The 13,123-nt window shown below is 57.6% G+C and carries 12 protein-coding genes; 10 read left to right on the forward strand and 2 right to left on the reverse strand.

Annotation, left to right across the window (positions count from 1 at the left end; genetic code table 11):
- Position 1 precedes the first annotated feature (1 nt).
- The 8 genes from livF (at position 2) to KGP17_RS01185 (ending at position 8,380) form a co-directional block, all read left to right on the forward strand.
- Complete coding sequence (gene livF, locus KGP17_RS01150) at positions 2–703, forward strand: high-affinity branched-chain amino acid ABC transporter ATP-binding protein LivF (RefSeq protein WP_021807790.1); 702 nt, start codon at positions 2–4, stop codon at positions 701–703.
- Between the two features lie 67 nt (positions 704–770).
- Positions 771–1,958, forward strand: a complete 1,188-nt coding sequence (locus KGP17_RS01155; protein ID WP_223498719.1) for a PLP-dependent aminotransferase family protein — start codon at positions 771–773, stop codon at positions 1,956–1,958.
- A 193-nt stretch (positions 1,959–2,151) separates the two neighbouring features.
- On the forward strand, positions 2,152–3,471 hold the full coding sequence (gene ugpB, locus KGP17_RS01160; protein WP_223498720.1) for a sn-glycerol-3-phosphate ABC transporter substrate-binding protein UgpB: 1,320 nt from the start codon (positions 2,152–2,154) through the stop codon (positions 3,469–3,471).
- 115 nt (positions 3,472–3,586) lie between these two features.
- Positions 3,587–4,474 carry a sn-glycerol-3-phosphate ABC transporter permease UgpA gene (ugpA, locus tag KGP17_RS01165; RefSeq protein WP_209529141.1) on the forward strand — a complete coding sequence of 296 codons (888 nt, stop codon included), beginning with the start codon at positions 3,587–3,589 and terminating at the stop codon, positions 4,472–4,474.
- Positions 4,471–5,316 (forward strand): sn-glycerol-3-phosphate ABC transporter permease UgpE, encoded by an 846-nt coding sequence (ugpE, locus tag KGP17_RS01170; RefSeq protein ID WP_223498721.1) that lies wholly within the window; start codon positions 4,471–4,473, stop codon positions 5,314–5,316. The genes ugpA and ugpE overlap by 4 nt, the downstream gene beginning before the upstream one ends.
- 5 nt (positions 5,317–5,321) lie before the next feature.
- Positions 5,322–6,395, forward strand: coding sequence for a sn-glycerol-3-phosphate import ATP-binding protein UgpC (locus tag KGP17_RS01175; RefSeq protein ID WP_021807984.1), 1,074 nt, complete (start codon positions 5,322–5,324; stop codon positions 6,393–6,395).
- Positions 6,395–7,132: a glycerophosphodiester phosphodiesterase gene (gene ugpQ, locus KGP17_RS01180; protein WP_223498722.1), complete on the forward strand. Its 738-nt coding sequence runs from the start codon at positions 6,395–6,397 to the stop codon at positions 7,130–7,132. The genes KGP17_RS01175 and ugpQ overlap by 1 nt, the downstream gene beginning before the upstream one ends.
- Positions 7,133–7,423: 291 nt before the next feature.
- Positions 7,424–8,380 (forward strand): AEC family transporter, encoded by a 957-nt coding sequence (locus KGP17_RS01185; protein WP_223498723.1) that lies wholly within the window; start codon positions 7,424–7,426, stop codon positions 8,378–8,380.
- On the opposite strand, the gene KGP17_RS01190 is transcribed toward KGP17_RS01185, so the two are convergent.
- Positions 8,361–8,714, reverse strand: a complete 354-nt coding sequence (locus KGP17_RS01190; protein WP_223498724.1) for a hypothetical protein — start codon at positions 8,712–8,714, stop codon at positions 8,361–8,363. The genes KGP17_RS01185 and KGP17_RS01190 overlap by 20 nt on opposite strands.
- Before the next feature lie 156 nt (positions 8,715–8,870).
- On the opposite strand from KGP17_RS01190, the gene KGP17_RS01195 reads away from it, so the two are divergent.
- Complete coding sequence (locus tag KGP17_RS01195) at positions 8,871–9,734, forward strand: carboxylate/amino acid/amine transporter (RefSeq protein WP_223498725.1); 864 nt, start codon at positions 8,871–8,873, stop codon at positions 9,732–9,734.
- A gap of 3 nt (positions 9,735–9,737) precedes the next feature.
- On the opposite strand, the gene metR is transcribed toward KGP17_RS01195, so the two are convergent.
- On the reverse strand, positions 9,738–10,688 hold the full coding sequence (gene metR, locus KGP17_RS01200; protein WP_021807976.1) for an HTH-type transcriptional regulator MetR: 951 nt from the start codon (positions 10,686–10,688) through the stop codon (positions 9,738–9,740).
- A 105-nt stretch (positions 10,689–10,793) separates the two neighbouring features.
- On the opposite strand from metR, the gene metE reads away from it, so the two are divergent.
- The gene (metE, locus tag KGP17_RS01205) at positions 10,794–13,070 is read left to right on the forward strand and encodes a 5-methyltetrahydropteroyltriglutamate--homocysteine S-methyltransferase (RefSeq protein ID WP_223498726.1); all 2,277 of its coding nucleotides are present in this window, start codon (positions 10,794–10,796) and stop codon (positions 13,068–13,070) included.
- Positions 13,071–13,123: the final 53 nt, after the last annotated feature.

Genomic DNA, 13,123 nt, shown 5'->3' on the forward strand with positions numbered 1-13,123 from the left:
TATGTTGTCATTTAATCAGGTTTCCGCCCATTACGGCAAAATTCAGGCGCTGCACCAGGTCAGCCTGAACATTCAACAGGGGGAGATTGTCACCCTGATCGGCGCCAACGGTGCCGGTAAAACCACCCTGCTCGGCACGCTATGCGGCGACCCAAGGGCCAGTGAAGGGTCCATCACCTTGATGGATCAGGATATCACCCAGTGGCAGACAGCGCGCATCATGCGCGAGGCCGTGGCGATCGTACCGGAAGGGCGGCGGGTGTTCTCACGCATGACGGTGGAAGAGAACCTGGCGATGGGCGGTTTTTTTGCCGACCGCGAGCAGTATCACCAACGCATTGAGCGGGTGTTTACCCTGTTTCCACGCCTGCTGGAGCGCCGCAGCCAGCGCTCTGGCACCATGTCCGGTGGTGAGCAGCAGATGCTGGCGATTGGCCGTGCGCTGATGAGCCAGCCAAAGTTACTGCTGTTGGACGAGCCTTCACTCGGGCTGGCCCCCATCATCATCCAGCAGATTTTCGATATCATCCAGCAGCTGCGCGAAGAGGGGATGACCATTTTCCTGGTGGAACAAAACGCCAACCAGGCGCTAAAACTGGCGGATCGTGGTTATGTGCTGGAAAACGGCCGCGTGGTGTTGGAAGATACGGGGGCCGCATTATTAGCAAACGAAGCAGTGCGGTCAGCATACCTGGGTGGTTAAACCATGGGTAATTGACATAGGGCGCACTGAGTGGCGCCCCTATTCTTAACGATTACGAGAACAAGCAATGAAGACAGAAGGACTACTCGCACAGCGCATCGTAAAGGTCAAAAGCTCGGCAATCCGCGAATTGCTCAAGCACAGCAAAATGGAAAACGTCATTTCGCTGGCGGGTGGCATTCCCTCTGATGCACTGTTTGACTTCGAAGGATTGAGCATTGCTACCCAGCAGGCTATTACCGAACAACCGAAAAGTGCTTTCCAATATGGGCTGACTGAAGGCAGCGAACTGCTGCGTGAAGGCATCTGTACCCTATGCGCAAAGCGTGGCGTTAATGCCAAGCCGGAAGATATCGTGGTGACCGCAGGCTCCCAGCAGGCGTTAGATCTGGTGATGCGTGCGGTGATTAACCCTGGTGATGTGTTTGTGGTAGAGCGCCCGACCTATCTGGCGGCGCTGCAAACGCTGGAACTGGCGGAAGCCAACGTCATGTCCGTTTCTTCTGACAGCGACGGCATGGTGGTGGATGAGCTGGCTGAACTGCTGAAAACCCAGAAGATCAAAGGGGTGTACGTGGTGCCGAACTTCGGCAACCCAAGCGGTCTGACCCTGAGCGCCGCACGCCGTGAGCAGTTGGTGAAACTGGCGGTGGAGCATAACTTCCTGATTATCGAGGATGACCCGTACGGCGAGCTGCGCTTCACCGAAGAGCGTAATGCTACGCTGTATCAGGTTTCGCAGCAGGTGCTGGGCCATACGGAAAACATTATCTACACCTCCACCTTCTCCAAGATCCTGGCTCCGGGCCTGCGCCTGGGTTGGGCCATCTTGCCACCGTTCCTGTTGCATAAAGTGGCGATCATCAAGCAGGCGGCGGATCTGCATGCTAGCGCGCTGTCGCAGAGCATCGTCGAATGTTACCTGGGGCTGGATCGTTTGCCGGCGCAGATCGAAAAGATCCGCGCGGCCTATAAGCACAAAGGTGAGATCCTGGCCGGGCTGGTGGAAAAAGAGCTGGGTGATGTGATCAGCTTTGATATGCCGAAAGGCGGCATGTTCCTGTGGGCGCGTTTCCGTCAGCAATTCGATGCCACCGAGTGGCTGAATACCACTCTGAAACAGGGCGTGGTGTTTGTGCCGGGAGAATACTTCTTCTCTGACAAACCGGATCGCTCAACCTTCCGCCTGTCGTTTGCCACGGCAACCGAACAACAGATGCAAGAGGCCGTCGCCCGCCTGCGTCGCTCGCTGTAATCTCTCTGCGGCGGTGGGGAGAATTCCCTACCGCCGACATCAAACCGCCATCTGCACTTCACCTCGCTGTCATCTAGCTGTCACGCCAGAGTTATTTTACTGTCATCCGCGCATGGCATGTTTAGCATCCGAACAAAAACTGTTTCTTTTCGCTCACGCGTTTTGATCACACCCGCTTTTTCAGGAGTTAGGCATGTTTGCTCACGCGATTAAAAAAACCACGTTGTGCGTTACCTTGGCCCTGGCGGTCAGCGGCCATGCAATAGCTGCCACCGAGATCCCCTTCTGGCATTCGATGGAAGGGGAACTGGGCACCGAAGTGGATTCTCTGGCGGACCGTTTCAACCAAACTCACGGCGATGTGAAGATCGTCCCGGTTTATAAAGGCAACTACGAACAGAGCCTGGCGGCGGGCATAGCTGCTTACCGTTCCGGCAAGGCACCGGCGATCCTGCAAGTCTATGAAGTGGGCACCGCCACCATGATGGCGAGCAAGGCGATCAAACCGGTGTATCAGGTATTCCAGGAGTCGGGCGTCAAGTTCGACGAATCGGTGTTTGTGCCGACCGTGGCCGGTTACTACACCGATAACAAGAGCGGCCATCTGCTGTCCCAGCCTTTCAACAGCTCCACCCCGGTGCTGTATTACAACAAAGACGCCTTCAAGAAAGCGGGCTTGAACCCGGATCAGCCACCGAAAACCTGGCAGGAATTGGCGGCCGATGCCGCCAAACTGCGCGCGGCTGGCATGAAGTGCGGCTACACCAGCGGTTGGCTGGGTTGGATCCAACTGGAGAACTTCAGCGCCTGGCATGGCGTGCCGTTCGCCAGTGAAAACAACGGCTTTGGTGGCACCAGTGCCAAGCTGGAGTTCAACCAGCCGCTACAGGTGAAGCATATTCAGTTCCTGCAAGACATGAACAAGAAGGGCGACTTCACCTACTTCGGCCGCAAGGACGAACCTACCGAGAAGTTCTACAACGGCGACTGCGCCATGGCGACCGCCTCTTCCGGCTCGCTGGCCAGCATCCGCAAATACGCCAAGTTTGATTTCGGCGTGGGCATGATGCCTTACGATGCTGACGCCAAAAATGCACCGCAGAACGCCATTATCGGCGGGGCCAGCCTGTGGGTGATGAACGGCAAAGACGCGGCGACCTACAAAGGCGTGGCGGAGTTCCTGCAATATCTGGCCCAGCCTGAGATTGCCGCCGAATGGCATCAAAAGACCGGCTACCTGCCGATCACCACTGCTGCCTATGAAATGACCAAGCAACAGGGCTTCTACGACAAAAATCCAGGTGCCGATGTGGCTACTCGCCAGATGCTGAACAAGCCACCGTTGGCGTTCACCAAAGGGCTGCGTCTGGGCAATATGCCGCAGATCCGTACCGTGGTGGATGAAGAGCTGGAAAGCGTATGGACCGACAAGAAAACCCCGCAGCAGGCGCTGGATGCTGCAGTACAGCGCGGTGACGTGTTGCTGCGCCGCTTCGAGGCTTCCACCAAGTAAGCGTCAGATTGGGCGTTCTTTTGCCAAACGACATCGATCCACTCCCTCTCCCTTTGGGAGAGGGCTGGGGTGAGGGGCTTATACCCCCCCTCATCCCCATTTAACGGTTAACCCTATGTCATCATCCCGTCCCGGCTTCGGCTGTAGCTGGCTGCCCTATGTGTTGGTGCTGCCACAACTGCTGATCACCGTCGTGTTCTTCCTGTGGCCTGCCGGTCAGGCGCTGTGGTACTCGGTACAAAGCGTCGATCCGTTCGGCCTTTCCAGCCAGTTTGTCGGGTTGGACAACTTCACACAGCTGTTTCAGGACCCGTATTACCTGGACTCTTTCTACACCACGCTGTTGTTCAGCTTCCTGGTGGCCGGTGCTGGCCTGCTGGTATCGCTGTTCTTTGCCGCGCTGGTGGACTATGTGCTGCGCGGCAGCCGTTTCTATCAGACCTTGATGATCCTGCCCTATGCGGTTGCCCCTGCGGTAGCGGCGGTGCTGTGGATCTTCCTGTTCAGCCCCGGCATGGGCCTGATCACCCATGTGCTCGCCGGTTTCGGCTACGACTGGAACCATGCGCAAAACAGCGGACAGGCGATGTTCCTGGTGGTGTTGGCATCGGTGTGGCAGCAAATCAGCTATAACTTCCTGTTTTTCCTGGCCGCATTGCAATCCATCCCGCGTTCTCTGGTGGAAGCGGCGGCGATCGACGGGGCTGGCCCGGTGCGGCGTTTCTTCAACCTGGTGCTGCCGCTGATCACGCCGGTGAGCTTCTTCCTACTGGTGGTCAACCTGGTGTATGCCTTCTTCGACACCTTCCCGGTGATCGACGCCGCTACCGGCGGTGGGCCGGTACAGTCGACCACCACGCTGGTGTACAAAATCTATCGTGAAGGCTTTGCTGGTCTGGATCTGTCCAGTTCGGCGGCGCAGTCGGTGGTGCTGATGCTGCTGGTGATTGGCCTGACGGTGATCCAGTTCCGCTTTGTCGAACGTAAGGTGCGCTACCAATGATTGAGAACCGACGCGGGCTGGATATCTTCAGCCATACGATGCTGATTGTTGGCGTGCTGGTGGTGCTGTTCCCGCTGTATGTGGCCTTTGTGGCCGCCACGCTGGACGATCAGCAGGTGTTCCAGGTGCCTATGACGCTGGTCCCCGGAGGGCACCTTTGGGACAACATCCGCCATATCTGGCAGGGCGGAGTGGGCACTATCAAGGTGCCGTTCTCGATGCTGCTGCTCAACAGTGTGATCATGGCGCTGGCGATCACCTGCGGCAAAATCGTGGTCTCGGTGCTGTCCGCCTATGCCATCGTCTATTTCCGTTTTCCGCTGCGCAGCCTGTTCTTCTGGCTGATCTTCATGACGCTGATGCTGCCGGTCGAGGTGCGTATCTTCCCGACGGTGGAAGTGATCTCCAACCTCAACCTGCTGGACAGCTACACCGGACTCACGCTGCCGCTGATGGCATCGGCCACGGCCACCTTCCTGCTGCGTCAGTTCTTTATGACCCTGCCGGATGAGCTGCTGGAGGCTGCCCGTATCGACGGAGCCGGGCCGATGCGCTTCTTTTGGGACATCGTGCTGCCGCTGTCGAAAACCAATCTGGCGGCGCTGTTTGTCATCACCTTTATTTACGGCTGGAATCAGTATCTTTGGCCGATCCTGGTCACCAGTGACGCCTCGATGAGCACGGCGGTGGCGGGGATCCGCAGCATGATTTCCACCTCCGGCGCGCCGACCCAGTGGAATCAGGTGATGGCGGCAATGATGTTGACTTTGATCCCGCCGTTGGCGGTGGTTCTTCTGATGCAGCGCTGGTTTGTGCGCGGCCTGGTTGATAGCGAGAAGTAACGAATATGGCAGGTTTAAAACTACAGGCAGTCACCAAGTCTTACGACGGCAAAACGCCGGTGATCAAGCAGATCGATCTCGACGTGGCTGACGGCGAATTTATTGTGATGGTTGGCCCCTCCGGCTGTGGCAAATCGACGCTGCTGCGGATGGTGGCCGGGCTGGAGCGCACCACCAGCGGGGATATCTATATTGATAGCCAGCGTGTGACCGATCTGGAACCGAAAGATCGCGGCATCGCCATGGTGTTCCAGAACTACGCGCTGTATCCGCATATGAGCGTGTACGACAACATGGCCTATGGCCTGAAAATCCGTGGCTTTGGCAAACAGCACATCCGTCAGCGGGTAGAAGAGGCCGCGCGTATTCTCGAGTTGGAACCGCTGTTGCAACGCAAACCGCGTGAGCTTTCCGGTGGCCAGCGCCAGCGGGTGGCGATGGGGCGCGCGATTGTGCGCGAACCGGCGGTGTTCCTGTTTGATGAACCGCTCTCCAACCTGGACGCCAAATTGCGTGTCCAGATGCGCCTGGAATTGCAGCAGCTGCATCGCCGCCTGAAAACCACCAGCCTGTATGTCACCCACGATCAGGTTGAAGCGATGACGCTGGCGCAGCGGGTGATCGTGATGAATAAAGGTGTGGCGGAGCAAATTGGTACGCCGAGCGAGGTTTATCAACGTCCGGCGACGCTGTTTGTCGCCAGCTTTATCGGTTCCCCGGCGATGAACTTGTTGCCTGGCACGCTGAGTGTGGACGGCAAACAACTGCAACTGACCGGTGGCATGGCACTGGATCTGCCAGAGCCTCGGCCACAGTGGGGCGGACAGGAGTTGACGTTGGGTATCCGACCGGAGCATATTCAACTGAGTACGCGCGAGCAGGGCGGGATCCCGCTAGAGCTGCAAACGCTGGAACTGCTCGGTGCCGATAATCTGGCACACGGCCAATGGGGGAGTTCAGGCGTGATCGTCCGCCTGAGCCATGAAACCCTGCCGCCTGCGGGCAGTACCCTGTATTTACAGCTGCCTGCGTCGGCGCTGCACTTTTTTGCTACCCACAGCGGAACACGGATGGATTGATGACTACAGCCTGGCCTTATCCCCATATTGTCGCCCATCGCGGCGGCGGTTCTCTGGCACCGGAAAATACCCTGGCGGCGATAGATGTCGGCGCGCGTCATGGCCACAAGATGATCGAATTTGACGCCAAACTGGCGCAGGACGGGCAGATTTTCCTGCTGCATGATGACACGCTTGAACGTACTAGCAACGGCTGGGGCGTGGCGGGCGAACTGCCATGGGAAAAACTGGTCGAACTGGATGCCGGTGACTGGTACAGCTCGGCCTTTAAAGGGGAGCGTTTGCCGCTGCTGTCTGACGTGGCGGAGCGCTGTAAGCAGCACGGCATGATGGCCAATATTGAAATCAAGCCAACCACCGGCAGCGACGAGGAAACCGGCCGCGTGGTGGCCTTTGCCGCCAGCATGTTGTGGCAAGGGCAAACCGATCCGCTGCTTTCTTCATTCTCGGTGGAAGCTCTGGCAGCGGCGCAGCAGACCGCCCCAGAACTGCCGCGTGGCCTGTTGCTGGACAAATGGGATGACAATTGGCGTGAGCTGACCGAGCGCCTGGGCTGTGTCTCGCTGCATATTAATCATAAAGAACTGACCGCTGAACGTGTCGCGGTGCTGAAAGATGCCGGGCTGCGTATTCTGGTGTATACCGTCAATCAGCCGGAGCGGGCGCGTTTGTTATTGAATTGGGGCGTTGACTGTATTTGCACCGACCGGATAGATGTGATCGGTCCGGATTTTTAAACGGTTAATTTAGTAGATAAAGATCACCCCTCACCCCGACCCTCTCCCACAGGGAGAGGGAGCCAGTCCGTGCACTGTGTTAGCCCGAGTTTCTTCCGGGGTATCAGAGAGTTCGATCGGATTCTGATGGCAGTCTGTACACTGGATTAGCCTGAATTTCTCCGGAGTATCAGCGAGCTCGATCGGTCCCCTCTCCCTGTGGGAGAGGGGTAGGGTGAGGGCCATTCACTTTGACTAAACCAGAACATAGCGACGTCAGCCCGTTGCCGCCGCGCCATCGGAAGGGATGCGATGCCTGCCTTTATTGTTTCGCTGTGGCACCAGATAGTGCTGTCTTTGCCGTTATTTGTGCTGATCGTGCTGGGATATGGCCTTATCCGCTGGGGAAAGTGGCCATCTACCATCACCGATGGCGTGACCCGCTTTGTGTTTTCCCTCGCCCTGCCTGCCATGTTGTTTCGCATGATGTGCGATTTCTCGCAACGTCCAGCAGTGGATGCCCGCCTGCTGATCGCCTTCTTCGGCAGTTGCCTGATCGTCTTCGTAATCGGCCGCATTGCCGCACGGCGGATCTTCAAGCTGGACGGCGTTTCGGGGTCGGTATTCGCTCTGGGCGGCATTTTCTCCAATAACGTCATGCTTGGCCTGCCGATCGCCACGGTGATGCTAGGCGAGGAAGCCATTCCGTCGGTGGCCTTGGTGCTGGTATTCAATGGCCTGATTCTGTGGACGCTGGTGACCATCTCCATCGAATGGGCACGTAATGGCTCTCCCACGCTGCAAGGCTTTATCAAAACGGCGCGCAGCGTGCTGACCAATCCGCTGATTATCGGCATCCTGTCTGGCACGCTGTTCAGCCTGACCGGCCTGCCACTGCCGGTGTTTGTCGATCAACCGGTCAGCATGCTGGGCCAGGTGGCGGCTCCGCTGTCGCTGGTGGTGCTCGGTATGGGGCTGGCGGAATACCGTATCAGCGAAGGCTGGCAACTGAGCAGCGCCATCTGCTTTCTCAAGCTGATCGTCCAGCCGATGGTGGTCTGGCTGCTGGCTTGGTCAATGGATTTACCTCCGATGGAAACCCGTGTGGTGGTTCTGCTAGGCTCCATGGCGGTGGGGGTGAACGTCTACCTGATGTCACGGCAATTTAACGTTCTAACGGGCCCTGCCGCTACCAGCCTGGTGATGTCCACTGCGCTGGCGGCGATCACCACCCCGTTAATCCTCACCGTTATGGGGGTAAGGGTGTAGCCGGGAGCGGTGCCTGCGGTATTACCGGAGCAGTCTGGTTAAAGGGATTAACCGGCTGATTGCCGTTTTGCAGCATCTTGCCAGTGGTCATCTGTGGCTGCATCGGGTTGTTATTGCCGTTATAGGGCAGCATTTTCGGCTGGTTGGCCTTGAGCGGATAACCCTGCTGCTGGCGCTGCTCCATCTGCTGGTTGTTCAGCATGCGCTGCTGCTGTGCCTGCTGGTCGAGCTGGTTGAGAAAGTGCTGTTGCTGGCTGAGCGTAGTGACCCCGTTTTCCGCCGCAGCCAGCCAAGGTAGCCACAGCAGGGCGGTGATAATAAGGTGACGTTTCATGTTTACCTCCGGTTCTCCCGATAGTCTTAAGCCTAACGTAGTCAGGCAAAATTGCCGTTAGTTTATTTTACATTCAAACGTAAACCTCCTTTGCGCCACATTGTTGTTCTGCTTCCGCTACAATCGCCCTTTCGGATCTTTTAGGGTGAACTTGTCGTGCTGCTTCTGGTTATTACCACCATTTTATGGGCATTTTCTTTTAGCCTGATCGGCGAATACCTGGCAGGCAATGTCGACAGCTGGTTCTCGGTGCTGATGCGCGTTGGGCTGGCTGCGCTGGTGTTTCTGCCGTTCCTGCGCTGGCGCAACATCAAGCTGAAAGTGATCCTGCTGTATATGCTGGTGGGTGCCTTCCAGCTTGGTATCATGTATCTGATTAGCTTCCGTGCTTTTCTCTATCTGACCGTGTCGGAATTCCTGCTGTTTACGGTGCTGACGCCGCTGTACATCACGCTGATTTACGATCTGATCAGCGGCCGCCGTCTGCGTTGGGGCTATCTGTTCAGCGCGTTGCTGGCCGTGCTGGGGGCGGCGATTATCCGCTACCACCAACTGAGCGATCACTTCTGGTGGGGGCTGCTGCTGGTGCAGGCGGCGAATATCAGCTTCGCCATCGGCATGGTGGGTTACAAACGCCTGATGGAAGTACACCCGCTGCCGCAACATACGGCATTTTCCTGGTTCTATCTGGGCGCGGCGGCAGTAGCGGTGGTCGCCTGGTTCCTGTGGGGTAATCCGAACCAACTGCCAACCACCAACCTGCAATGGGGCATTTTGGTTTGGCTGGGCGTGGTGGCTTCCGGATTGGGCTACTTTATGTGGAACTACGGGGCGACACAGGTGGATGCTGGTACGTTGGGCATCATGAACAATATGCATGTGCCCGCGGGCCTGCTGGTTAATTTTGCTGTTTGGCATCAGCAGCCGCACTGGGCCAGCTTTATTATCGGTGGCTCGGTGATTGTCGCCTCGCTATGGGTACATCGCCGCTGGGTCGCGCCGAAAGCGGCTAGCGGCTAGCCGCTAGCTTAAAGACGCTAAGGACTTGGTGTCTGGCAGGCTGCCCATCGGCCGGGCGGCATCACGCACGAACGGCAGATGCTCGCAGGCGTGCTGACGTGCCGAGCGGATAAAGGCTTCGGTGACCGTTTGGCGCTGCTCACCGTCGCGGGTAGCGGCATACAAGCGGCTCCACAGGCCATCCCCGAGCGTCTTGGTGACGACCAGCCCCTGGCGCTCAAAACTCTCCACCACCCAGTGCGGTAACGCGGCGATCCCCATCCTGGCCGACACCATTTGAATCAATAACAGCGTGTTATCGACGTTTTTCAGCGCCGGGCTGACGCCTGCCGGCTGCAGGAAATGACGCCAGATGTCCAGCCGTTGGCGCTGCACCGGGTAGATCATCAGCACTTCATCACTCAGGTCTGCCGGTTCAATGTGCGGCTTATTGGCCAACGGGTGATCGGGAGCGAGGATCAGCCGGACTTCAAAGTCGAACATCGGCGAATAGTGCAGCCCGCTGCGCGGCAGGATGTCAGAGGTCAGCACCAGATCCAGCTCACCTTGTTGCAGGGCTGGTTGCGGATCGAACGTCACGCCGGATTTGAAATCCATCACCACCTGCGGGAAATAGGAGCGGAAGTTGTCCAACGCCGGCGTCAGCCACTGAATACAGCTGTGGCATTCGATGGCGATGCGCAGCGTGGTTTGATGCGGTTCGTGGCAGGCCTGCAGCGCCTGTTGGATCTGCGGCAATACCTGCTCTGCCAGCTGTAGCAGGATCTCCCCCTGAGCGGTAAAGCGCAGCGGCTGGCTTTTACGAACAAACAGCTTAAAGCCCAGACGCTGCTCCAGATCGCTGAACTGATGCGAGAGAGCAGACTGTGTCTGATGAAGCTGTGCGGCGGCGGCGGCCAGGGAGCCGGTATTACGCAGAGCCTGTAGGGTCCGTAAGTGTTTCAGTTCGATCATGAGAGTCCTTCACAGTGACAGTGAAAATATTGCGCTTGTGGATCATACAGTACCTGCGGATTATGGATGTGTAAACATCTGGACGGCTAAATGGGAAATATGACGATGACAATTCTAAATCACACACTGGGTTTTCCACGCGTTGGTCTGCGTCGTGAACTGAAAAAAGCGCAGGAAAGTTACTGGGCAGGTAATTCAACACAGGAAGAGCTGTTGGCGGTTGGCCGCGAGCTGCGCGCTCGTCACTGGCAACAACAACAGCAGGCCGGGGTGGATTTGGTGCCGGTTGGCGATTTTGCCTGGTACGATCACGTGCTGACCACCAGCCTGCTGCTGGGCAACGTCCCGGCACGTCACCAAAATAAAGATGGCTCGATCGATCTCGATACCCTGTTCCGTATTGGCCGTGGCCGCGCACCCACCGGTGAACCTGCGGCAGCGGCGGAAATGACCAAATGGTTTAACACCAACTATCACTACATGGTGCCTGAGTTTACTCAAGGCCAGCGGTTCAAACTGGGCTGGACTCAACTGCTGGATGAAGTTGACGAAGCGTTGGCGCTGGGCCACAAAATCAAGCCGGTGCTGTTGGGCCCGTTAACCTATCTGTGGCTGGGCAAGGTGAAGGGCGAGCAGTTCGACCGTCTGTCACTGCTGAACGATATCCTGCCGGTCTACCAGCAAGTGCTGGCGGAGCTGGCCAAACGCGGCATCGAGTGGGTACAGATCGACGAACCTGCGCTGGTGCTGGAACTGCCTAAAGCCTGGTTGGAGGCCTTTAAACCGGCTTACGCCGCGCTGCAAGGCCAGGTCAAACTGCTGCTGACCACCTATTTCGACAGCATTGGCCATAACCTCGACACCATCCGCGAACTGCCGGTGCAGGGGCTGCATGTGGATCTGGTCGCAGGCAAAGATGATGCTGCTGCCCTGAACAACGCGTTGCCTAAAGAGTGGGTGCTGTCGCTTGGGGTGATCAATGGCCGTAACGTCTGGCGTGCTGATGTGAGCAGTTGGTTTGAACGCCTGCAGCCGCTGGTTGGTAGCCGCCCGCTGTGGATCGGCACCTCGTGCTCGCTGCTGCACAGCCCGATCGATCTGAGCGTGGAAAGCCGCCTGGACGAAGAAGTGAAAAGCTGGTTCGCCTTTGCGCTGCAAAAATGCGCCGAACTGGCGCTGTTGAGTTCAGCTCTGAATGCACCAGGGGCAGATAAACAAGCCAAACTGGATGCCTACAGCGCCCCAATCCGCGCCCGCCGCCAATCCAGCCGTGTGCATAATGCGCAGGTTGAGCAACGCCTGGCGGCCATCACTGCCAAAGACAGCGAACGTCAGCGCCCTTATGAACAACGTGCTCAGGCTCAGCGCGATCGCTTCAACCTGCCAGCCTGGCCAACCACCACCATCGGCTCCTTCCCGCAGACCACCGAAATCCGCGGCCTGCGTCTGGACTTCAAGCAGGGCCGCCTGGATGGTAGCAACTACCGCACCAGCATCGGCGAACATATCAAGCAGGCCATCGCCGAGCAGGAACGCCTGGGGCTGGATGTGCTGGTGCACGGCGAAGCCGAGCGTAACGACATGGTGGAATACTTCGGCGAGAACCTGGACGGCTTCGTGTTCACCCAAAACGGTTGGGTACAGAGCTACGGTTCCCGCTGCGTGAAACCACCGGTGATTATTGGCGATATCAGCCGCCCGGAAGCCATCACCGTAGAGTGGGCCAAGTTTGCCCAGTCGCTGACCGACAAGCCGGTAAAAGGCATGTTGACCGGCCCGGTGACCATTCTTTGCTGGTCCTTCCCGCGTGAAGATGTGAGCCGTGAAGTGATCGCCAAACAGATTGCGTTGGCGCTGCGTGATGAAGTGGAAGACTTGGAGAAGGCCGGTATCGGTATTATCCAGATCGACGAGCCTGCTCTGCGCGAAGGCCTGCCGTTGCGCCAGTCCGATTGGGCCGCGTACCTCGACTGGGCGGTGGATGCCTTCAAACTGAACGCCGCCGTGGCGCAGGATGATACCCAGATCCACACCCACATGTGTTATTGCGAGTTCAACGACATCATGGATTCTATCGCGGCTCTGGATGCAGATGTGATCACCATCGAAACCTCTCGTTCCGATATGGATCTGCTGGAAGCGTTCAAAGAGTTCGACTATCCAAATGAAATCGGGCCGGGCGTTTACGACATCCACTCGCCGAACGTGCCAAGCGTGGAATGGATCGAAGCGCTGCTGCGTAAAGCGGCACAGAATATCCCGGCGGAACGCCTGTGGGTGAACCCGGACTGCGGCCTGAAAACCCGTGGCTGGCCAGAAACCCGCCAGTCGCTGGCCAACATGGTGTTAGCGGCTCAGCGTCTGCGCGACCAGGTGGTCTGATCCAAAAACGATATTTTACTCAAGGGCGCTTTGGCGCCCTTTTCTTGTTCTAC

Source organism: Serratia sp. JSRIV001 (assembly GCF_019968745.1).
Classification (GTDB): Bacteria; Pseudomonadota; Gammaproteobacteria; order Enterobacterales; family Enterobacteriaceae; genus Chania; species Chania fonticola_B.